General features: G+C 52.8%; 27 protein-coding genes and 1 riboswitch. Of the genes, 17 read left to right on the top strand and 10 right to left on the bottom strand.

The annotated features are described in order from the left end of the window. Nucleotides 1-29: 29 nt before the first annotated feature. Together E8L22_RS14450 and E8L22_RS14445 are read left to right on the top strand one after the other, a co-directional pair. On the top strand, nucleotides 30-716 hold the full coding sequence (locus E8L22_RS14450; RefSeq protein WP_136525824.1) for a hypothetical protein: 687 nt from the start codon (nucleotides 30-32) through the stop codon (nucleotides 714-716). 185 nt (nucleotides 717-901) lie between these two features. After that, complete coding sequence (locus tag E8L22_RS14445; RefSeq protein WP_246044656.1) at nucleotides 902-1,345, top strand: zincin-like metallopeptidase domain-containing protein; 444 nt, start codon at nucleotides 902-904, stop codon at nucleotides 1,343-1,345. Between the two features lie 20 nt (nucleotides 1,346-1,365). Here the strand turns inward: E8L22_RS14445 and E8L22_RS14440 are convergent, their stop codons facing one another. Continuing rightward, complete coding sequence (locus tag E8L22_RS14440) at nucleotides 1,366-1,668, bottom strand: hypothetical protein (RefSeq protein ID WP_136525823.1); 303 nt, start codon at nucleotides 1,666-1,668, stop codon at nucleotides 1,366-1,368. A gap of 503 nt (nucleotides 1,669-2,171) precedes the next feature. Between E8L22_RS14440 and E8L22_RS14435 the strand changes: the two genes are divergently transcribed. From E8L22_RS14435 to E8L22_RS14425, 3 genes are all read left to right on the top strand, one after another. Next, the gene (locus E8L22_RS14435) at nucleotides 2,172-3,074 is read left to right on the top strand and encodes a hypothetical protein (protein ID WP_136525822.1); all 903 of its coding nucleotides are present in this window, start codon (nucleotides 2,172-2,174) and stop codon (nucleotides 3,072-3,074) included. 526 nt (nucleotides 3,075-3,600) lie between these two features. Further along, entirely contained in the window at nucleotides 3,601-3,942 is a 342-nt protein-coding gene (locus tag E8L22_RS14430; protein WP_246044655.1) for a hypothetical protein, read from the top strand. 320 nt (nucleotides 3,943-4,262) lie between these two features. Further along, nucleotides 4,263-4,469, top strand: a complete 207-nt coding sequence (locus tag E8L22_RS14425; protein ID WP_246044654.1) for a hypothetical protein — start codon at nucleotides 4,263-4,265, stop codon at nucleotides 4,467-4,469. 57 nt (nucleotides 4,470-4,526) lie between these two features. Here E8L22_RS14425 and E8L22_RS14420 read toward each other — a convergent pair whose 3' ends face one another. Then, on the bottom strand, nucleotides 4,527-4,985 hold the full coding sequence (locus E8L22_RS14420) for a hypothetical protein (RefSeq protein ID WP_136525820.1): 459 nt from the start codon (nucleotides 4,983-4,985) through the stop codon (nucleotides 4,527-4,529). A 1,070-nt stretch (nucleotides 4,986-6,055) separates the two neighbouring features. Here E8L22_RS14420 and E8L22_RS14410 point away from each other — a divergent pair. Further along, entirely contained in the window at nucleotides 6,056-7,066 is a 1,011-nt protein-coding gene (locus tag E8L22_RS14410; RefSeq protein ID WP_136525818.1) for a tyrosine-type recombinase/integrase, read from the top strand. Nucleotides 7,067-7,591: 525 nt separating this feature from the next. Here the strand turns inward: E8L22_RS14410 and E8L22_RS14405 are convergent. From E8L22_RS14405 to E8L22_RS14380, 6 genes are all read right to left on the bottom strand, one after another. Further along, the gene (locus E8L22_RS14405) at nucleotides 7,592-8,224 is read right to left on the bottom strand and encodes a fibronectin type III domain-containing protein (protein WP_136525817.1); all 633 of its coding nucleotides are present in this window, start codon (nucleotides 8,222-8,224) and stop codon (nucleotides 7,592-7,594) included. An 84-nt stretch (nucleotides 8,225-8,308) separates the two neighbouring features. Next, nucleotides 8,309-8,731: a hypothetical protein gene (locus E8L22_RS14400; protein WP_136525816.1), complete on the bottom strand. Its 423-nt coding sequence runs from the start codon at nucleotides 8,729-8,731 to the stop codon at nucleotides 8,309-8,311. A gap of 130 nt (nucleotides 8,732-8,861) precedes the next feature. Continuing rightward, nucleotides 8,862-9,530, bottom strand: a complete 669-nt coding sequence (locus E8L22_RS14395; RefSeq protein WP_136525815.1) for a lipid-binding SYLF domain-containing protein — start codon at nucleotides 9,528-9,530, stop codon at nucleotides 8,862-8,864. Nucleotides 9,531-9,699: 169 nt separating this feature from the next. Beyond that, a complete protein-coding gene (locus tag E8L22_RS14390) occupies nucleotides 9,700-10,101 on the bottom strand; it encodes a bacteriohemerythrin (protein ID WP_136525814.1) in 402 nt (133 codons plus the stop codon). Nucleotides 10,102-10,175: 74 nt separating this feature from the next. Further along, nucleotides 10,176-11,108 carry a DUF4382 domain-containing protein gene (locus tag E8L22_RS14385; protein WP_136525813.1) on the bottom strand — a complete coding sequence of 311 codons (933 nt, stop codon included), beginning with the start codon at nucleotides 11,106-11,108 and terminating at the stop codon, nucleotides 10,176-10,178. Between the two features lie 33 nt (nucleotides 11,109-11,141). After that, nucleotides 11,142-11,411, bottom strand: a complete 270-nt coding sequence (locus tag E8L22_RS14380) for a hypothetical protein (protein ID WP_246044653.1) — start codon at nucleotides 11,409-11,411, stop codon at nucleotides 11,142-11,144. 124 nt (nucleotides 11,412-11,535) lie between these two features. Next, a riboswitch (cyclic di-GMP riboswitch) is annotated at nucleotides 11,536-11,612 on the bottom strand. 210 nt (nucleotides 11,613-11,822) lie between these two features. Between E8L22_RS14380 and E8L22_RS14375 the strand changes: the two genes are divergently transcribed. Next, nucleotides 11,823-12,197, top strand: coding sequence for a hypothetical protein (locus tag E8L22_RS14375; RefSeq protein WP_136525812.1), 375 nt, complete (start codon nucleotides 11,823-11,825; stop codon nucleotides 12,195-12,197). Between the two features lie 10 nt (nucleotides 12,198-12,207). Here E8L22_RS14375 and E8L22_RS14370 read toward each other — a convergent pair whose 3' ends face one another. Continuing rightward, entirely contained in the window at nucleotides 12,208-12,633 is a 426-nt protein-coding gene (locus tag E8L22_RS14370) for a PilZ domain-containing protein (protein ID WP_136525811.1), read from the bottom strand. A gap of 331 nt (nucleotides 12,634-12,964) precedes the next feature. Here E8L22_RS14370 and E8L22_RS14365 point away from each other — a divergent pair, with 331 nt between their 5' ends. From E8L22_RS14365 to E8L22_RS14325, 9 genes are all read left to right on the top strand, one after another. After that, nucleotides 12,965-13,915, top strand: coding sequence for a ribose-phosphate pyrophosphokinase (locus tag E8L22_RS14365; protein WP_136525810.1), 951 nt, complete (start codon nucleotides 12,965-12,967; stop codon nucleotides 13,913-13,915). A gap of 58 nt (nucleotides 13,916-13,973) precedes the next feature. Beyond that, entirely contained in the window at nucleotides 13,974-14,561 is a 588-nt protein-coding gene (locus E8L22_RS14360) for a 50S ribosomal protein L25 (RefSeq protein ID WP_136525809.1), read from the top strand. Between the two features lie 11 nt (nucleotides 14,562-14,572). Then, on the top strand, nucleotides 14,573-15,139 hold the full coding sequence (gene pth, locus E8L22_RS14355; RefSeq protein ID WP_136525808.1) for an aminoacyl-tRNA hydrolase: 567 nt from the start codon (nucleotides 14,573-14,575) through the stop codon (nucleotides 15,137-15,139). Between the two features lie 19 nt (nucleotides 15,140-15,158). Further along, a complete protein-coding gene (gene ychF, locus E8L22_RS14350; protein WP_135871424.1) occupies nucleotides 15,159-16,253 on the top strand; it encodes a redox-regulated ATPase YchF in 1,095 nt (364 codons plus the stop codon). A gap of 162 nt (nucleotides 16,254-16,415) precedes the next feature. Beyond that, nucleotides 16,416-16,817 carry a 30S ribosomal protein S6 gene (gene rpsF / locus E8L22_RS14345; protein ID WP_015720931.1) on the top strand — a complete coding sequence of 134 codons (402 nt, stop codon included), beginning with the start codon at nucleotides 16,416-16,418 and terminating at the stop codon, nucleotides 16,815-16,817. A 3-nt stretch (nucleotides 16,818-16,820) separates the two neighbouring features. Then, the gene (gene rpsR, locus E8L22_RS14340) at nucleotides 16,821-17,099 is read left to right on the top strand and encodes a 30S ribosomal protein S18 (protein WP_135871425.1); all 279 of its coding nucleotides are present in this window, start codon (nucleotides 16,821-16,823) and stop codon (nucleotides 17,097-17,099) included. Then, the gene (locus E8L22_RS14335) at nucleotides 17,100-18,053 is read left to right on the top strand and encodes a YybS family protein (RefSeq protein WP_136525807.1); all 954 of its coding nucleotides are present in this window, start codon (nucleotides 17,100-17,102) and stop codon (nucleotides 18,051-18,053) included. A 23-nt stretch (nucleotides 18,054-18,076) separates the two neighbouring features. Further along, nucleotides 18,077-18,520, top strand: a complete 444-nt coding sequence (gene rplI / locus E8L22_RS14330) for a 50S ribosomal protein L9 (protein ID WP_136525806.1) — start codon at nucleotides 18,077-18,079, stop codon at nucleotides 18,518-18,520. A 144-nt stretch (nucleotides 18,521-18,664) separates the two neighbouring features. After that, nucleotides 18,665-19,051 (top strand): hypothetical protein, encoded by a 387-nt coding sequence (locus E8L22_RS14325; protein WP_136525805.1) that lies wholly within the window; start codon nucleotides 18,665-18,667, stop codon nucleotides 19,049-19,051. A 93-nt stretch (nucleotides 19,052-19,144) separates the two neighbouring features. Here E8L22_RS14325 and E8L22_RS14320 read toward each other — a convergent pair whose 3' ends face one another. Further along, the gene (locus E8L22_RS14320; protein WP_136525804.1) at nucleotides 19,145-19,918 is read right to left on the bottom strand and encodes a DNA-binding protein; all 774 of its coding nucleotides are present in this window, start codon (nucleotides 19,916-19,918) and stop codon (nucleotides 19,145-19,147) included. Nucleotides 19,919-20,190: 272 nt separating this feature from the next. Here E8L22_RS14320 and E8L22_RS14315 point away from each other — a divergent pair, with 272 nt between their 5' ends. Further along, nucleotides 20,191-20,994, top strand: coding sequence for a hypothetical protein (locus E8L22_RS14315; RefSeq protein ID WP_246044652.1), 804 nt, complete (start codon nucleotides 20,191-20,193; stop codon nucleotides 20,992-20,994). Nucleotides 20,995-21,004 lie beyond the last annotated feature (10 nt).

Here is a 21,004-nt window from a genome sequence, read left to right as displayed (position 1 = left end):
ATTTATATTTTAAATGCAGGGGATATAATATGAGATTTACTAGCGTTTTTAGTTTTGCCTCCGTTTTGCTCCTAACAGCTTGTGCCGCTCCCAAGTACAACTACATGCCTGTAACAACAGCAATTAGTGAACCTCCTATTGATTCAGTGAATACAACCCAGGTAGGGGATACGATGGTTCGCCAAGGGAAATACCAAGAATACGATGCTATTTATGTTACAAGAAAAGCTGATCCCAGTTGGGCATATACCTTGTATCCTGGGTATTACTTAAAGCAAGGCGAAGATGAGACAGCAGAGTATTACTATCCTGGAGGTGGAGACGAATCCGGGCGAGTAGTAAAGTCGGGATTAGCTGATCCTTGGACAAGTATTATGACAAAAAAAGGTGATACTGAAATTTGTGTAGTGACAGTCTTCAATGCTTATGTATGCGGAGATAGTAATAGTTTTGAACGCAGAAAAAAACTTTCAGTTACTCAAGATTCATTTCAGCAGTCTTTGATCTATAGTGGTAAGGTCGGAAATAAGATCAATATCGGGTATAGAGAATTTTCTAACAATTTGGCAAGGCCGGCATTTAACAATAACGTGGAGTATGACCTGTCTGAATCCAGGACTATTGCCTACAAGGGCGCTAAGCTGGAAATACTTGAGGCAACGAATCAAAACATAAAATACAAAGTCTTGAGTAATTTCAACAAGGCAATTCAATAGTTAATTGAAACATCAATAACAGCCCTAGTACATCTACAAAAGACTATAGAACCGTGGGAAGCTAGGGAAGCTAGGGTCAGGCTTGCAAAGTTGTAAAGTAGACAGCAATGTTGGTTGACACTGCAACATTGCAAGCCTGACCCCAGTTTTCACCGATCCATCGAGCACAGGAGATCATTGCCGGTATGCCACTACCACCAGATATCAGACACGGTGGCAACAAAGCTTGCTACTCACCCATGCTCGATTACGTAAAGCTACCAACACCAGAAGCGTTTGAGTCATCAGAGGATTATTACAGCACCACATTCCATGAGATGATCCACAGCACAGGTCATGCAAGTAGGGTAGGGCGTAAAGGTATATTGGAACCGTCCTATTTCGGTAGCCACGAGTACAGCAAGGAAGAACTGGTAGCTGAGATGGGCGCAGCATTCCTGTGTGGTTATGCTGGTATCGAGCAAAGAACCATAGGGAATTCGGCGGCCTATATAGCTGGATGGCTTAAGGCACTCAAGAACGACAAGACATTGTTGATACATGCAGCAGCACAGGCGCAACATGCCAGCGATTACATACTCAACAGGAAACGAGGTGAAGGAGAACAAATAGATGAGCCCATAGCATGATCAACCGTCCCTTAAATTCACTATAACGTATTATTATCTCTTATCTCCTCGACCAACTTTGCTGCTCTTGCCATCATTCTCTCCGCAAATATTTTTTCGTGATTTATCCTGTATATAAATTCCTTCGAGGACATGGCAATGCAATGTTCTAATAGGAAATCGTAATAACTATTCTCTTCCTCCCCAGGAATAACAATAACTATCTTTTGTACATTGTTGTAGTTATGTAAGTTCAGGTTGAGCACAATGCAATTAGGATATTTGCCATGGATAATCCCAATTTCTTTTGGCTTTATTTTCAATATGTCAATAATAGTTCCCATGAGGTTCACCTCCGTTACTTGGAAAAAATAGCAACTGGGAGATAAGGCCGCACATACTGTGTAGTTCTGGTCAGGGAGGGGGACGGGGTTTTGACTATGGTGATTCCTGGTGGGGGCAGGTATAGGCGTATGGCTCGCTAAATGGCCTAACGAGGCAATGTGATCCAGTACTCGATATGGTGATTGGATCCCGTATGTGTGCGTAATGGCAGTGTGTAATTAAATGATACTGTGGATTTGTAGACATTTAACCACAAATTAGCGAGAAGGCAAGGAGCCAGTTCCACCAAGGGGCTGGCTTCTTATCATCATGAAGTACAACGGTAATAATCTAAAGAGGTTATGCAATTGTGCAAAAAAAGTACTCGAAAAACATTGAAGAGTTTTTCCGGTTATGCTTTAGTGAAATGGTCGGCATAGAATGTGATTGGTAGATTCAAATATAATTAAGTTGATGGAGCTTCTGATATGCACTTAATAGCTAGGTTAGTCTAGGAACTGTTATGAACGAGCTATTTGATATGCGAACAATATTACTATTTGACTCGCTCTTGAGCCTCGCTATTTGTCTGTTGATGATCCATTATGCTTCAACCCAGAAGACATATGCTGGTTTCAGTCACTGGACTGCTGCAGCCTTCCTTGCAAGTGTGGGGAGTCTGCTGGTGGGCTTGAGGGACTTAGTCCCGGTCTTTGTTTCAATTATTATAGCTAACCTTTCTCTAACGTGTTCATGGTTATTAGTGAAGAGGGGGCTGGAAGCCTTTTTTAATCAAGAACCATCATATCGGTTAGATGCTGCCCTTTTCGTTTTATTCAGTTCTACCTTTTCTTACTACACCATGGGTGCCCCGAATTTGACAGCTCGTGTTGTTTTGGTTTCAGTGTATTTAGGGTATCTCTCTCTACATAGTGCTCGTATCACTCGAATTGGGACAACAAAACTATTCAGTTCTTCAAAGTCATTCTTGCCATATTGGTTGTTAACGTCCGGTCTGGTATGTATGGCCTTGCCAGTTGTCGCATTTTTCGAGCATTTACTCCCGTTGAGTAGCTTTATGGCTATTAACCTACCTCATAAAATCTGTATGATTATTGTTTCGTGTATGCATATCGTAATATACTTTGGGCTAATCTCTTTGTTTTGTATGAGATCTACTTCTGAATTGGTAATGTCACAAAATGAGGTTAAAGTGCTTAAGGGATTTTTACCAATTTGTATGCATTGTAAGAGCATTTACCTCGATGGTAATATCAAAGAAGATCCTAAGTCCTGGAAGTCGATTGAGTCATACATTTCTCAACATAGCGAAGCTGAGTTTACCCACTCCATTTGTCCTAATTGTATAAAAGAACACTATAGCGAACATTATAGCGAGTATATGACGATGCTGGATGGGAAATAGTTTAAGAATCAATCTTAGCCAGGAGGACTCAGCCAGTCCAAAAACTCGACGAGTGTTCAAGGCTAATGTGAAAGCCTACTTGTACAAGCCACAGTACAAGGCCAGAAAGCCAGCGACTACTAAGCATCGGAAGGGAGGGTGAAAACGACAGCACCGATGCCCCCGCAGCATAATCAACCCGCCACATATCCCCAGCAGCGCAGATACCTCAAAGTAGTTACCCCTCCCAAAGCAACAACTCTGAATCCTCATTGACGTGCCAGCTAAACAGCATTACTCAAGCTCCATATCTGCTCTATAAAGCCTTTTCTTAGTTGAATCCATACTAACCCCTTAATCCACTAGGTAAGGAGGAAATCTCTATGTCCAAGTTCAAGTATGGCTCATGCCAGGCCGTCTATGAGGACTATTAGCCACCAGACGACTGCTGCATCTAGTGCAATGCCGGAACCATACGGATCATCACCCCAGAGCCAGACCATAACGTGTCTGGCTTTTCTATTTCAAAGGAGGAAGACCAATGTGCATGACACCGATCACCCCGACACTGAAGTTACACACCCACCAGGACAAAGAGGGCATCCACATCAACAGCCTCATCATGAAGCACAACGGGAACAACTACCATCTGTACGCCGGGACCAAGGACACAATCTATGTCTTCGGCGAGAGCATTGCCCTGTATGTCCTCACCGTCAACAGAGAGCATGGAATCATCGGGCTCAACGCCTACATGTCACCAGAGCCATTCCCCATCAACTCCTACTTTATGCATTCGCTAAAGGAGATCAAGGACCTATTCGGCTCAAACTGGGAGAACGTGCCAGCTATCGACATCACCCAGAAGCTCATTAACTATTTGATATAACGCCTCTCGCAATCCACCTTTCCACTCCCCCTGTTGATAAGTCCTCAAATCCTGTGGATATCGTTTTAGGTTGTGACGTAAGAATAGGCACTTTTACGTCTTGCACATTTTCTGCACATTTCTCTATCTATCTGTAATTGCATGTCAATATTTATTTGAATGGCGAAGGTAAGGGGGGCTGTATGCACTTTTTACTATCAGCTTGTAACAAATGTGAGGAGGTGGATAAGTGACTAAAATCACGTAGTGAAAGAGCGAGCATCTAAGGTCAGTATTTCACGTTGTTAGCGTCAGACATTAAAACTAATGGAGGAACTACTATGACCATCGACACCCTGTTTGGCCCCGAGGAAGTACCGGCATCTAAGCCAAGCATCAGACTCAAGTCCATCAAAGCCGTATACCAGACCATGACCGTCAACGACACCATCACTGATTACCTAAAGCCCAATACCCGCTACACTTCTGCATATGAAGTGTTCGATACCTTCTGCTTCCTGAGATGTGCTAACGCCGAGGGACAGTAATAAAAAAACCGGTCTCGAAATGAGGACCGGTCTCGTATTGTGTGTATGTGCGCTTTTCTATTTCGGTCCAGGTCCTACAACTGAACATGTATATATTTCTGTAGTGGGAGTCAGTGCGATGGTAATCCCGACTTGCGACAAGATTTCGTCATCTGACTTGAACTGGACTACAGACCCGCATCCGCCCAAGTAAGTAATCTGAACCTCTTGCCAAAGAGGGTTGAAGCCCGGACCTTCGCCAGGCCCCGGTATTGCATCAATGACGCTTGTGACCGGCGTGTTGCACTGCTCAGCTTGATCAGACTGGTATATGATGTTGATGCTTTTGTTACGTTTCAAGACTGCTGCTTCTCCGCCAGAAGGAAGCTCAGTAAAGGTAATGGTGAAAAGCTTGGCATCATAATAAGCCGGGATCTGACTGAACACACCTTTTGTGTGCTCTGCCATGGCTGGAACACTTAAGGCCAAAAAGGATAAGGTTAAAATGACTAAAACCCAGAGAGGGTTCTTTCGCATATAGATACCTCCTTTAGGCTACTGGCTTTGGCAATACCCACACACACGAACGATGGTATAAGCTCAAAACAATGCAGGTGTTCTGTTGGCAATTTTTAAATCGTACCAGCGACTGTGCTGCTGTCAAGCGTGCTGGCAAACCCGTCTACCTGAGGGAGGACGGAGTTAGCAGGTTAACTGAATTTTACGACGTCATTTTAGCTAGGGTTATTAAACAATTACGTAAAAGGGGGCATATATGAAATGCGAATATTGCGGAAGGACATTAAGGCAAGGAGACACGATACACGGTCTCAAGTATGGGACGTTGACCCCTACCGGATTTAAGGCTGCATCGGACTCTGCGGTGACAGTGATATGCGGACCATGCGGGAACAAGGTTTACCAAATCGTGTACTCTTCACTGGACACCAGAGCATTGAGCTACCCGACCATGTTAAAAATGGTAACTGAACTAACCTCCCTCATGAAGAATGGATACAAGCTGATCCAGTACATCGCTAGCCTCCCAGCAACAGACCAGCGCGCACTTTACCATTTGGTAACCTCAAGTAAGCAACCTCAGTAATACCCTACCAGCCAATCCCGCCACATACTAGCCAGTTCAGTATCTTACCTGATAAGAACTGGTCCTCAAAAGTCTCATCGTTCGACATGTTTTCAGCCCTATATTGCCCAGCTTTCCTATAGACCCTGCATCTAGCGAAGTCCCAAGAGCAGTAGTTCTCCACCATAAAATTCGTAGTGACAGGCATTTTAGGGAGCTTGTCGTTCGGAAAAGGACAGGAGCCAATATAGGTGCATCTCGACATGGCAGACCTCACTTGACAATATTAACTCGCACTATAAAGAAAGTGAAGATTTAATCAAGCTAATTTTAACCACAATTTAAGTAGTTGTTGGGCTAACCCATATCCTTGCTTGCCCCTAAGTCTAAACACCCGTCAGATCGAAGATTTCGAAGCCGAATAACCAAGTCCGTTGCTCATTAATCCCATTAGTCCAAGTAGCAGTCAACTAAGGAGCCACCAAGCTCCTATTTTTATGTCCAAATTCAAGGAGGTATCACCATGGCAGTCTACAAACGTGGAGCTAAAGCAGTGTATTACATGAACTTTACTGTTGATGGAGTCCGAGTCAGTAGGAGTACCGGGAAGTTCACTAAGAAGGAAGCCAAACTAGTTGAAGCAGTAGAAAAGAAGAGGATGATGGTAGACGGTGCATTGTCCCCAAGGGAGAGAGCAGCAAGGATGCTGCTTAGTGTCGCCATCCAGAAGACCTACGACGAGAGGTGGAAAGATAACAAGGATGGTTTCAAGGCCAAGCGTTTAGCTGAACGTGCAATGGACCTGATAGGAGATGTACCCCTCAGCAAGATCGAGGACCAGACCATCAAGCGCATGGTGAAGAAACTGGAGGATTCAGGTATCAAGGGAGCTACCATCAACCGGTATCTTGCAACGATGAAGACCCTGCTGCGCCATCACCAACAACCTTGGGAACATATCAAGCTCAAGAAGGAGAGCAAGGGAAGGATACGGGTACTGTCCAAGGAAGAGGAATTAACGGTTGTATCTCTGCTACGGGATACGGATCATGGAAAGAAGAGGAGCTATTACCCTGAAGCCGCTGACTTGGTAGAGGTCTTAGTTGACACCGGATGCAGGTTAAGCGAGATCTTGAACCTCAAGTACGAGGACATTAACTTTGACACCAACCTCATTAGCATCTGGATCAACAAGGGAGACAAGCCCAGGAGTATCCCCATGACCAAGAGGGTAGGGGGCATACTATTGGCCCGGCAAGAGGGTAATTGGCTAAAGCCCTTCACTATCGACATCGACCAAGCACAGAAGGCATGGAATTGGGCTAGGAAAAGGATGCTGCTGGATGAAGACAAGGAGTTTGTCATGCATTCTCTCAGGCATACATGCGCTACCAGACTGCTGGACAGAGGAATTGACCTCTATACGGTTAAGGAATGGCTTGGTCACAGCACAATTCAGGTGACGGAACGATATGCTCACCTGAACCCTGCTAAATTAGTACACGCAGTTAGTGTACTTGATGAGCAGATGTAATCGAATTTATAAGACAAATAGGTTGAATGTTGGTACACAATTTGGTACACATTTGGTGATAAAAACAGGAGTTACAAGGTCTATTGTTTGTAGGTATTAATGGTTATAGCGTTGAGAATGCTAGAGATATCAAGAAGTTACTTTGATCCCGTCATTCCCAGGTTCGATCCCTGGCGCCCCAGCCAATAAAAACGGGCACCTACCATTTCGGGTAGGTGCCCGTTTTTATTTCGTGACCTTTTTTAGGGGTGCGCCTCGGAGAAGCTAGAGCCCTCATCAGTAATCTATTTTACCTGACCCTTCCCAACGGTGCGCTAAGACGAGAACCAGATGGACGAAGATGTAGTTCTGGTGCCCGGGGCCCTGGCCCTGATCGGACAATAGGGGGGACATCTTCGAATTGAGGGTGAGCGGGGAGTGGGGCAGTTCAACTCAAGCCCATATAGGTTGTGCACAAAGGGCTAATAACGAAAAGGGTCGGACGGTTGACGTCGGGCCCCTTTTCAATATGAAGTATTGGTGCCTTTATATCGCCATCATGCTGATGAAGTTTGACCAGGGGCCTGTGGTGTGTGAGCCTACGGCCCTGATCCTGAAGTAGTACAGCTTGCCTGGCGTGAGACCGTTAATTTCAATGTGGTTGACACAGCCGGAGGTGATAAGGTGCCTCCAATTGCTTTCCGTGAGGGGATCACCCTCGCAGATCCAGATTTCATAGCACTTGGCCCCTTTTACCGCAGAGCCCCGCGCCACGATGTTTTGCCCCTCGTACACCAGCCTGAAGTTTTCCGTTGCGGCAAGGCCTCCAGTGGCTCCGCGTTTGGTGATGGGTGGCTGCTGTTGCACCAGATCAAGTTTCTGCGGGATGGAGGGGTCATATTTTCCTGTCAGCAACGCTATGCCATGCAATAAACTGACGATGTTGAGTGCGTCGCTTCGCGCCGATGCGAGCTCACCCTCCTTCTCAGAGGCTCCCCCCAGCACCTCGCTGAATATGCTACGATGCCGATCGTGAGCCTTCTGAATCTTCTCGAGATCCGGCATCAAGGCGTTCATCCTTTCCAGGATGGACGGATCCTTGACCAAGTTGGTGACGAGTTCACCGGTCGCACGGATCACATCCTCGTCTCTTTCCCCACCGTTGCGATTTTTGCCCACGGCTTGGTACCTCCTTTGTTTTGATTAAGGTGGTGTAATGTTACTTGGGCCTTCCCGATTCTCAAGTCCGTCGCAAAAAAAATCCTACACGCCCCTCAATCGCCCAAGTTCGCAGAAGTCTTCGGACGAACCACCCAAGTCCTTGGACGAACCACCCAAGTCTTCGGACGAACCACCCAAGTCTTCGGACGAACCACCCAAGTCTTCGGACGAACCACCCAAGTCTTTGTACGAACCACCCAAGTCTTTGGACGAACCACCCAAGTCTTTGGACGAACCACCCAAGTCTTTGGACGAACCACCCAAGTCTTCGGACGAACCACCCAAGTCTTTGGGCGAACCGCCGAAGACTTGGGACGAATCACCTAAACCTTGGGGCCGAATCACCCAAGTCTTCGGACGATGCACAAAACGTTCGGATGAATCACCCCGAGTTTCGGACGATTCGCATAACGTTTTCCAAGGAATCACCAAGGTATCCGGACGAACCACCGCGATCTTCGACACAACACCGAAGACTTCGGATAAATTATCCAGAGGGGCGGACAGGTCATCCCGGGGGTGAAAAGAATTCAGCGAAGAGACTTAGAGGAGGGGAAAACGGCTGCCCCCGGACGTGCGGGGGCAGCCGAAGGGATCAAAGCAGTTGCAGCAGTTCGGTCACCTCAGGGGTGCGCTTGCCTCCCTGGCCGGACAGTATGCTTTTTGGGGTGATGTCTTTGCCGTAGAAGGAGGCGTTGGCTTCGTCGTCGATCATGAGGGCTGCGCCGTTAAGGGCGATGCCGGCGAAGAGCCCTCGGCTCCTCGAGTAGGAAAGGATCTCGGCCTTGAGGGTGACGTCGGTGGCCCCTTCGGCGCTGCGGCCTACCGGACCTGCCGCCACTGATGCGTCGGCGCCCAGGGTGAATTTACCTTTCAGTGCGCCTTCCACGCCCTTCTTGGTCTTGAAAACGAGGATGAGGTCGGTAGATTCCGCCCCGATCTGCCAGCCGAGGCTACCGCCCGCAATCTTGATGAAGACCGGATCGCTCCAGTTCCCTTTTTCATCACGAACCGTCAGTACTCCAGTGCCGTACCTGCCGCCGACCACGAACCCGACCTTGATCACTCCGGGAATCACCATGATCCCCTGGGCGTTCTGAAGGAGTGCGGGGGGGATGCTTTGCTCTGGGATGGCCTTGATCGCCTTGACCACTTCTATGCAGTCCTCTATTTTCCGCGTCTCACCGGCAGCGAAGGCCGGCGTGATGCTCGTCCCCAGCAGCAGGGCAACGATCGCCGCGGTAATCAGTCTTATCGTTCTCATGGATGCTATCCTCCTTTGTTGTCACTAAATGCTACAGGTAAATGATACGCCTCTGCCCAGCTTCGGGCGCAGCTTTTAATCCAGGCATAAAAAAGCCGGGTGCAATGTCTTGAATCGCAACCCGGCTGTATCCTCAGTGACGGGCGCTCTGCCCGTTTATGAGCTCTGTTCAGGTCCGTCGCGGCTGGGAATCGAGAAATCTGCCGAACTCCGCATCGCTCTCGCGCATGTGGTTCGTGACCCAAGAGCACAAAAACCAGAGCAGGTCGACGCATCCCTTGGTATCCAATCCACTTCCTTTTTTCAGCAAGGCTATCTCGGTTTGGAAGTGCCGATGCTCTTCCTTGTGCGCGGCGAGTTTCGGGTACGAACTTCGCTGCATCCAGCGTTCCTCGCAGTTGAACTGCTGGATGGAGAAATCGACCAGGATTTCCAGTACCCCCGGTTCAAGCGTGTGGTTTTCACGGAAATGGTCATAGCTTCTGTTGAGATATTGCACCAGGTGTTGGTGATAACGGTCGATCTCTTGTATGCCAACCAAATAACAGTCCTTCCATTCAATAATAGGCATACAGCCTGTTCTCCTGATTAAGAGTAGTGCCCGGTCCTCCCCTGTTGGGGACAGACCGGGCACATAACGATCAATTACTGTGGTGTTAGGGTGATCTCACCCAGAGATGTTTCGTGACCGGCGGTGACCGATACCGCTGCCGACGAGTACAGGGCGAAGCCGTTCGCGCTTATGAAGGCCTTGTAGCCGTAGTCGGTGGTGTTGGCAGGAACGAAGGCGGAGAAAGGCGCCTGCCACTTGCCGCTGGTATAGGTCGCGAAGATCTGCCCCGCTGCAATCGGGTTGGTGTCGTTGATGGTCCCGCGGCGCTTGACGGAGACGGTGGCGCTGCTCCAGTTGACGGACGGATTGCTGACGTTGCCTGCGATGGAACCGAAGGTCTCAAGCATGTTCGCCATCTGGATGAGCCTTATCCCGGTAGGCTTGAAGTTGTACTGTCCGGTGTTGCCGCGCTTCACCACGGCCGTATTTGGGTCGAAGTCGATCATGACGGCGTTGATGACGCCAGGCTTGACCTCGATCGGTCCGAGGATCTTGAGCCCGGATTGCTGTCCGCTCGGCGTGGTTAGAGGGATCTTCGTGTTGGGATCACTCGCCAGGACGAGGTAGTTGACCGGATCCTGGTTGCCGCCCGGGTTCGGATCAAGGATGAGGCGGATCTGGCTGTAGGTGCCGGCGGGGAGGGCGAGGTCGCCCAAGGTTTCCTGGCTGAAGCGCAACTGCATCACGTCCACCGACCTGGCGGTGGTGTAGCTTGCGAATACGGGCAGTGCGGGGTCGTTGTCGGCGGCGTTTTCATGCCCCGCGGGCACGAGCCTTATTTCACGGATGGATATGAAAAGGTTCTGGAATTCGTCGCTTTGACGGTCGGTGATGGCAAGCTTGAGGGTCCCCTTGCTGGTGCTGCTGCTGCCGCCTCCGCCGCATCCTCCCAGGTACAAAAGGGCTGCGGTGACGGTGCAAAGGGCGATGAGCAGATAACGGTAGGAAACAAAGATCTTTCGCATTGTGGTGTCCTCCTTTTGTTTGGAGATCCGCTGTTAGTCACGATGATGCTTTTTGTGTCCTTTCTTCTTGCCGTGGTCGTGGTGGTCCTTCTCATTTTTCTTCAGGTAAACCCGCTGGTGGTTCTCTACGTAATACGGACGCCCGGAGTCGTAGTAGATGTGTACTCCTGGGGGGGCGGGGAGGTAGCCGTTAAGCTGGATGTTAACGCCGACGGTTCCGGAGTGGCTTGTCGTAGGGGCTGCCAGCATGAAGCAGGTAAGAGCTAAGGCAGCCAGTGAGGTTGAGGGTGGTTTCATGCGCATGTCGGATTCCTTTCGGGGTGGTATTTGCCCCGTCTTTTGTATCCCGAGCTCAAGCAGGGACTTCTCTGTCTCTGTCTCAAACTCCGCGCAATAAAAAAGCCGGGGCCTAATATCTATGTGATATTTCGGCGACCCGGCTGTCTCTGAGAGACCCTGTAGGCTTTCCGTCCCATCCTCGCGGATGGTTTAGTATTGTCGTCTATCGGTGCTGTTGCGGTTTTCGCAGGAACGATAACGCAAGGCCTGTACCCTGTCAAGCGCGGTTTTGCTTGTGTCGGGTGTTTCCTACTGATCACAAGCAGATAGGGGCGAAAATGACTAAAGTTTTCCGAAGCACTGCCGAACTTCTACTACTGTAAGCGATGCCTTTTGTTGTTCTGTTTTATACAAGTGTAGTACGAGGGGGGGAGCATGGTTAGAAGTATCCTTGATATCGGCAACGCCAAGTACAAGATCGACAGGCTCGCGCTATGCCGTTTCAGGGAGGAAGCACGCCGGAACGCTGATGCCGGTGCGGATGAGAGAAAAGCAGAGCCTCGTGACGTGCGCCCATCCATTGAGGAATCTCTCGACTGCGTTTTCATGGAAGTGATGCAGTTGTACAACGAATACGCACGTACGGAGAGTCTGGACGTTCTCGTCCGGCTGAAGGACAAACTGGAACAGGTTTCGTTGAGGTACAAGAGTGTGGCGCTTGCTGAGGAGGTGCTGAATATTAACAGCTGCCTTCCCTATGAAAGGCGCGTTCCCTCCTCTTCACGTCCCGACGGCTTCGGCAGTCACTAGCCGTAAGGCTTCAAGCTCTGATTCCTTCGTTAGAAATCGCGACGGCAGGCCCGGCAACGGTCTGCTGTTTGCGTCCCGCCTTTTCCTGCTGAATGCTTTCCCATTCCTGCATAAGCTTTTCCGGCTCGGTCGTGATCCTTTTGATCAGTTCGAGCAGGGTCTGCTCAGCGTTCCCCTCGAAGGCAGTGAACTTCACACCCATCATCGAGAAGAAGCAGTGCACCACGCTGACCGTGATGACCATGGGGGCTTCCCCGGGGGAGACCTCGATGGAAAGGGTGCAGGATTCGTTGAGCGGAACCATCAGACATTCGTCCGCACTGATGAGCGCGCCGCGAAGCGATATGTTTTCGATGCGGCAACGATATTTCATTTCAAGATGTTTCAGTTCGCCGGGTGCCGTGTGTTTAACCCGGTGAAAACGCCGCTGGTTCATGGGTGAAGCCCTCCTCGCATGCTTATAGAATGTCAGGCAGGTTCCTTATCGACCATGATCCATACAAACTGTAGCCGATTTTGTCAACATACAGTTCTGCAACAAGTTTTTTGTGTCGTGCGCCCATGGGTCGGGGCGGGGGGCGTCGCCTGCTGACCCGTTGTGCCGGCACAAAGATGGCCTCGGTGAAGGCAGGTTTTCCGTTGACTTCACAAGGCAAGTATTGTATTAAGTAGCGTTTCCTGGATTTGGGATGTGGATTCCTGAGGTTTCGGCTGGTACACACGCAGCTAATTTATAAAGAAAAGAAGCAGAGAGGGCCGGTGCGTTAATGGAAAACAAGATCAGGGTGTTCAGCGGTAACTCGAATCCGGTTCTGGCGGAGAAGATCTGTGATTGCCTCAAGGTGCCCCTTGGCAAGGCCAAGGTGAGGACCTTTTCCGATGGCGAGATCATGGTCGAAATCGGCGAGAACGTTCGTGGGCGGGATATTTACGTGGTGCAGTCGACCTGCTGCCCGACCAACAACAATCTCATGGAACTGCTCATCATGATCGACGCGCTTAAAAGGGCGTCGGCCCATACCATCACCGCCGTCATGCCGTACTACGGCTATGCGCGGCAAGACCGCAAGGCCGCGCCGAGGACGCCGATCAGCTCCAAACTGGTGGCCGATCTGATCACCACGGCGGGTGCCCACAGGGTGGTGACCATCGACCTGCACGCCGGTCAGATCCAGGGCTTTTTCAATATCCCGGTGGACAATCTCTACGCCGCGCCGGTGCTCCTCGCCCACCTGAAGAGCCGCTTCGCGGACGACCTGAACAACCTGGTCATGGTTTCCCCCGATGCCGGCGGTACCGAGCGCGCCAGGGCCTTCGCCAAGAGGCTTGGCTGCACTCTCGCCGTGATCGACAAGCGCCGCACCGGTCCGAACGTCATGGAGGTCATGCACCTGATCGGTGACGTCAAGGGGAAGAACGCCATCATCCTTGACGACATGATCGACACCGCCGGGACCTTGACCCAGGCAGCCCTCGCGCTCAAGGAGCACGGCGCCGCCAACGTCTATGCCTGCGCCACCCACGGTGTTCTCTCCGGTCCGGCGATCGAGAGGATCAACAACTCCGTCATCGAGAAAGTGGTCATCACGGACACGGTCCCGCTTGGGGAGAAGGCTGAACAGACCGAGAAACTGAGAGTGTTGTCCGTGGCCGACCTTCTGGCTGAGGCGATCCGCCGCATCCACGAGGACGAATCCGTCAGCTCCCTTTTCGTGTAGTACCAAATATAAAACTGTCATTGGAAGATCAAATACCAAGATTGACATCGGAGGATGTATGAGTAAGCAGGTGCTGAATGTTGAACTGAGAGAAAAAACCGGCAAGGGTATTTGCCGTCGTCTTCGCGCTGCCGGCCGTGTTCCGGCCGTCGTGTACGGTAAAGGTTTTGAGCCGGTCTGCATCTCCCTGGGCCAGAGAGAGCTTTCCGAAGCCATCGCAGGCGAGGGCGGCCGCAACCACATCCTGACCCTGCAGGGCGTCCCCGCACTGGAAGGCACCAACGTCATCGTGGCTGACCTGCTGCGCGACTCCCTGAAGAACATCCCGCGTCACGTAGACCTGCACAAGATCAACCTCGCCGACAAGGTGAAGGTGCACGTGAAACTGAACCTGGTCGGCACCCCGGCCGGCGTCAAGGCGGGCGGCTTCCTCGATTTCGCAATGCACGAAGTTGAGGTCGAGTGCCTCCCGGTTCACATCCCGTCGCACATCAACGTCGACGTCGTCGAGCTTGCCATCGGCCACTCCGTCCACGTGGGTGATATCAAGGCTCCGGTGGGCACCGCCATCCTGAGCGATCCGAAGGCTCCGGTGGTCAGCATCCTCGGGCGCAAAGCCGCCGCTGAGGAAGAGACTGCCGCCTAACCAGGACCGCTATGGCTGCAAAACTGATCGTAGGGCTCGGCAACCCCGGGCCCAAGTACACATGGACCCGCCACAACGCGGGTTTCATGGTTTTAGACCGTCTCTCCAGCCAGTCCGGTATCTCCGTCACCAGGAAGGCCTTCTCCGGGCTTTCCGGTGACGGGAACTGGGCGGGCGAGCGTGTCTATCTCCTCAAGCCGCAGACCTTCATGAACCTCTCCGGGCGCTCGGTCGCCGAGGCGCTCCGCTTCTACAAGTTGTCCCTCTCTGATCTCATCGTGATCCATGACGACCTGGACATCCCTTTCGGCAAGGTGCGGCTCAAGGAAGGGGGCGGTCACGGCGGGCACAACGGGCTACGCTCGCTGGCCCAGGAATTAGGTTCCACTTCCTTCGCCCGTGTGCGCGTCGGTATCGGACGGCCGCTGCACGGCGACGTGGTGAACTTCGTGCTCACCAACTTCGCCAAGGAAGAGATGAACGAACTGCTGGACGTGCTGGACACCTCCCTGGACGCCATCGAGATGGCGATGAAGGAAGGTATGCCGAAGGCGATGAGCATCTTCAACGCGAAGTAACGACTTAAAAGGATAAATCATGGGCTTTAACTGCGGCATCGTAGGTCTCCCCAACGTCGGGAAGTCGACCATCTTCAACGCGCTCACCTCGGCAGGTGCCGAGTCCGCCAACTACCCGTTCTGCACCATCGACCCCAACGTCGGCATCGTTTCCGTTCCCGATCCGCGCATGGATAAGCTCGCCGAGATCGTGCACCCCGAGCGCATCCTTCCCACCACCATAGAATTCCTCGACATAGCCGGACTGGTGAAGGGCGCGAGCCAGGGCGAGGGGCTCGGCAACAAGTTCCTGGGGCACATCCGTTCCGTCGACGCAATCCTGCACGTGGTGCGCTGCTTTGAGAACGAGAACGTGGTCCACGTGAGCGGAAGCGTTTCCCCGGTGCGTGACATCGAGGTGATCCAGACCGAGCTTGCCCTCGCCGATCTGGATACGGTGGAAAAGCGCATGCTGCGCACCGAAAAACAGGCGAGAAGCGGCGACAAGAAGGCGAAGGAAGACGTGGAGTTCTGCCAGAAGGTGAAGGCGACCCTGGAAAAGGGGCTTTCCCCGCGCAACCTCGCGGAGAACGAGGACGAGAGGCTGATCCTGCGCGATATGCACCTGATGACCGCGAAGCCTGTTCTTTATGTCGCCAACGTGGCCGAGGACGACCTGGAAGGGAAACACCCCTACGTCGAGGAGGTGCGCCAACTCGCGGCCAAGGAAGGCAACGGCGTCGTGTTCATCTGCGGTTCCATCGAGGCGGAGATTTCCGAACTGGAGGGCGAGGAGAAGCAGGCCTTTCTCGAGGAGATGGGACTTGCCGAGTCAGGCCTGGACCGCCTGATCCGCTCGGGCTACGAACTTCTCGGCCTCATCACCTATTTCACCGCAGGGGTGAAGGAAGTGCGTGCCTGGACCATCACCCGCGGGACCAAGGCTCCCGGGGCGGCCGGCGTGATCCACTCCGACTTCGAGAAAGGGTTCATCCGCGCTGAAGTTATCGCCTACAAGGACTTCATAGCCTCCGGTGGTGAATCAGGCGCCAAGGAGAAGGGCCTGATGCGTCTTGAGGGGAAAGAGTACGTGGTGCAGGACGGTGACGTCATGCACTTCAGGTTCAACGTGTAGTGTGCGCTGGGATGGGTAAATAATATTCGCCCATTTCGCCATCTTTTGCTTGTCAAAGTTTGAAAACTGTAGTAATAAGCAGCGTTCACCAGAACGGCCCATGGCCGTATCTCCTTGCTCCGGGTTGGACCGGGGCTAAATTAACCGTGAGGAGGCTTAACAATGAGCAGGATGTACGAGACGATTTACATCGTCCAGCCGGACCTCGGTGACGAAGAGATCAAAGCTCTTTCCACCAAGGTACAGGACGTCATCGCCAGCATGAACGGCGATTTCAAGAGGCTTGAGGACTGGGGCACCAGGAAGCTTGCCTACCCGATCAACAAGAACCCGCGTGGCCGTTACTTTTACCTCCGTTTTGACGCCGATGCCCCGTTGATCGCAGAGCTTGAGCGTCGTCTGCGTCTTGACGACAAGGTGATCAGGTACCAGAGCGTGAAACTCGAGCAGGAAGTGGTTGCCCCGGCGGCCGCTCCGGTTAAGAGCGCCGAGGAAGGGACCGAGGAAGTGGCTGCCGCCGCTACCGAGGCTCCGGCCGAAACGACTACTACGGTGGAGGAATAAAAGATGGCTGACGAAAGAGCACCCCAGAGAACCAGCAGCGGGCCGAGGAAGAAGCGTCCGTTCCAGCGTCGCAAGGTCTGCCGTTTCTGCGCAGACAAGCAGGTTAGCATCGATTACAAGGATCCCCGTACCCTTCGTTACTTCGTATCCGAGCGCGGCAAGATCATCCCGCGCCGTATCTCCGGTAACTGCTCCAAGCACCAGAGGGAAATCACCGAGGCGATCAAGCGTGCCAGGAACATCGCGCTGCTCCCGATCGCAGGCAGCCACGCGACCGCGTAAATGCCGCTACCGGTGAACCCTCCGCAGGGTAAGGTTTTTGATGTGATCAAGGGGAGCGTTGCTACGGTAACGCTCTTCCTTGCTTTCGTCTACCTCCCCGTGGTCGGCATGATCCCCGGCCTCTTCGCCCCCGCTCCTGCCGCTTTCTATGCTTTGAAGCGGGGGAGGGGGACCGGTCTCGGCGTCGTCCTCGGAAGCAGTGCGCTTCTTCTGGCGATTGCCGATCCGGCGGCCACCGCGATCTACCTTTTGCAGGCGGGCGTGCTTTCCCTTGCGCTCCCCGAGTTCCTTGCCCGTGGCAAGGGTGGGGCCCGCTCGGTGATCTACGCTGTGGCGGTCAACGTCTCGGTCCTGCTTGCCGCAGCCGTCGTTTACGGGCTCGCTACCGGCGCAGACCTGCAGGCGAAGATCACCAAGGGCGTGCAAAACAGCATCAACCAGACCGCGCTTCTCTACGAGAAGGCGGGTGTTAAGGGCGATGAGCTGAAGGCGCTCAATGACTCGATGCACCAGGCGGGGCAGTTGGTGGTAACCATCTACCCGGCCATGGTCACCGTCGCCTACGGGGTCATCGCATGCTTGAACCTTCTGCTCATCGCGGGCATCGTTTCACGCATGGGGATGCCGCTGCTGGTCGGTGACTTCAAGAAGTACAAGAACCCGGAGCCGCTCGTATGGCTGCTTATAGCCGCCGGGTTTTGCGTGCTGGTCCCTGACAACATAGTGCACCTCTCCGCCTTGAACGTACTGATCGTTCTGGGTGCGTTGTACTCGACCCAGGGGCTCGCCATCATCAGCTTCTTCTTTCAGAAGCTGGCGGTCCCGGTCTTCATCAGGTTGTTGGCAACCCTGCTCCTCGTTTTCCAGCCCATGATGGTGCTGGCGATCGCGTCGCTAGGGATATTTGATCTCTGGGCGGACTTCAGGTCCCCCAATAAACAGGAAAACCTGTAACTAATCAGGCTAGGAGGCAACACATGAAGTTGATTCTCAAGGAAAACGTTGAAAACCTCGGTCACATCGGCGACATCGTCAAGGTAGCCCCGGGCTACGCAAGGAACTACCTGCTCCCGAAAGGGTTCGCCATCGAGGCTACCGAGAAGAACGCCAAGGCTCTCGAGCACGCGAAGCGTCACCTCGAATACAAGAAGAACAAGGTTCTCGAAGCTGCCAAGCAGCTTTGCGCCAAGATCGAAGCAATCACCCTCAACCTGGCACACCAGGCCGGTGCAGACGACAAGCTTTTCGGCGCAGTCACCAACATGGAACTGGCCGAGCAGCTGAAGGCAGTCGGCGTGGAAATCGATCGCAAGCGCATCGTGCTTGACGAGCCGATCAAGCATCTGGGCGAGTTCACCGCCATCGTTAAGCTGCACCCGGAAGTTGCGGCCAACCTGAAGGTCGTGGTCACCAAGGCCTAGGACCGCTGCAAAGCCGAACCTGTCTGTAACAATAAAGGGCCGCCTCCTGTGAGAGCGGCCCTTTTTATTTTGAAGATAGCCGCATGGACGCGTGCGACTAAAGATCTTTGCCAGCCCGTACTTGCGCCGCACATTGGGGGGACAGTGAACATAGAGAAACATCACAAACAGGAGATCGCGGTGCGCCAGTTGGAGACGGCGTTGCTTCTGTACTTCGCCAAGAAGGATCTCTTTAGTGTCATTACTCTGGCAGGTGCCGCAGAGGAGATACTTGGGCAGTTGTTGCGGCTCGGTGCCGGTGAAAAGGAAACTCCTTTGCGCTCCGTGCTGAATCTTTTCCGACCGGCACGGGCCTCGGTCCGCGGGGAAACTAGTCCGGCGCACGAGACCGACCTCTACGTGCACATGGATGTGCGCAGCGAGGCGGAATTTCTACTGGGACGGGCGATAGACGACTATCATGCCTTGACCGGAGAGTTGAGCGGCAACATGCAGAAGTTCAACGAAGAAGTGAGAAGCAGGCGCGGATAGGGAAGGGGACAGGAACATCCCCTTCTCCCGCCTTTGCGGGCCGAAGCGCTACGGTGCGTGGCTCAGCGGGAGAAGGGATGTCTTTGCAGGTAATTACTTTTTCAGCGTCGCGTCCTGAATCAGGACCTTGTAACGGTAGCCCGAACCGAAGTCGAGGTCGTTGTATAGGGTGCCGGTAATGGTCACCACATCTCCCACCTTGGGCAGTTCTTTCGAAGTCACCACGAGGTTGTCGGTTTTCTTGGCCTTGGAGCCGGTGCCGTCCTCCAGGTGAATCCAGTTCTTCTTCATGATCCTCTCCGCGACGTTCACGACGCGGCCACGGACCACCACCCGTTTCTTTTCAAGTTTCTTACTCTTGGCGAACACCTCAGCAATGGTGTACGCATTGGCACCCTTTGCCTTGGTGACTTTCTCGCTCTTAGAGACTGGCTTGGCTGCCTGGGCGGTTGCTTTTTCTTTGGTCGCTTGCCCCTGCTGCCCGCCAGGTGCACCGGGAACGCCCTGATGCAGCGCCTTTATGGCGGACGGGCTCAGTTGCATCTTCTTCGCATCGCTCGGCCCCGCCGAGAAGATGACCTGGTCGAATTTGCGGTTCAGCGCCTTACTGTTGAAGTTCTTCATGGCGAAGCCAGGGGTGAGGGTAAGCTGCTGACCTACCGTGATCTTGGTGAGAGGTATCGCCACCCACACCTTTTCCGGACCGTTTTGCAGCAGCAGGTAGGTGTATCCTCCGCCGTCCATGGTCTCCAGGACCTTGCCGGAAAGGGGGATCTCTTTCCGGGCGGTGTCCGCCGCGCCGGCCTGATGAACAGTCAAGACGGCGAACATAAGCAACAGGAAGAGGTGTTTCAGTACTTGGTTCATGTAATGACTCCTTAGAGGGATCCTTGCTCCCGGCAGACTACTTTTTTCCTTTCTGAATAACAAGTCTTTTTCTGGCGCCTCCCCTTTAGTGCAGACCGCACCATGGGCCTTGTTTCGGGCCTGCTTGCACAGGCTGATTATCCAGTTATATTTGTGTGCGCACATTGGTCGCTGTTTATGTCTTGGAGTTGGACGACGGCAGTAAATTCAGGCTACAGGAGGCGAACATGGATAAGAAGCTCGGCGTGTTGCTTGTGCATGGAATGGGGACGATGTCCGACGATTTTGCGCACGATACGGTACAGGAACTGCGCGAGCGGATTTCCGGTCGCGGCCTGAATCGTGACGAGATTGCCTGGCATGGCGTGTATTGGGCGCCGCTGCTCTCGGCGCGGGAGCACCAACTCTGGGTGGACCTCGCCGCGAACAACGATTTGAATTGGGCCAAGCTGCGCAAGTTCTTCCTAAGCGCCTTCGGTACCGTGAGCGCCTATCACAATCAAAGCGGGAGGCCGGGTGGGCTATACGAAACTATTCACGGCCTCATCCACGAAGCGGTGCAACAGTTGCGCGTGAAGCTCGGAGACGACGACAAACCGCTTGTCGTTGTCGCCCACTCCCTCGGATCTGTGTTCATGAGCGACTATATCTGGGACAGGCAGATGGGTTATGGACGTGAGCGCTACGGAGCCACGCCGTTCGAGCGGATGGAGACCCTTTCCGGCATGGTTACTTTGGGGAGTACCATTCCGCTTTTCTGCGTTGCACACGAGAATCCCGCCTGCATCGAGTTCCCGCCGCCGACCCTCACTGAACCGCTTAGAAAGAAGGCAAAGTGGTTGAACCTCTACGATTCCGACGACGTGCTCGGCTGGCCGCTGAAGCCCCTCGGCACCGGCTATGCCGCGGCGGTGAACGAGGACATTGAGGTGAGCGTGGGTAATATCCTCACCTCCTGGAACCCCGGCAACCATGCAGCCTACTGGAGCGACGAAACCGTCATCAAGCCGATGGTCTACCTGCTGAGTACCCTGCTAGAGGCGGTTCATGCGCCGCCCAAGATAACCGGGGTCTGATGCCGCTTCC

It is taken from the genome of Geomonas ferrireducens (assembly GCF_004917065.1).
Lineage (GTDB): Bacteria > Desulfobacterota > Desulfuromonadia > Geobacterales > Geobacteraceae > Geomonas > Geomonas ferrireducens.
The sequence above is the reverse complement of the archived record's forward strand: the minus strand, read 5'-3'. Positions and strand labels throughout refer to the sequence as shown.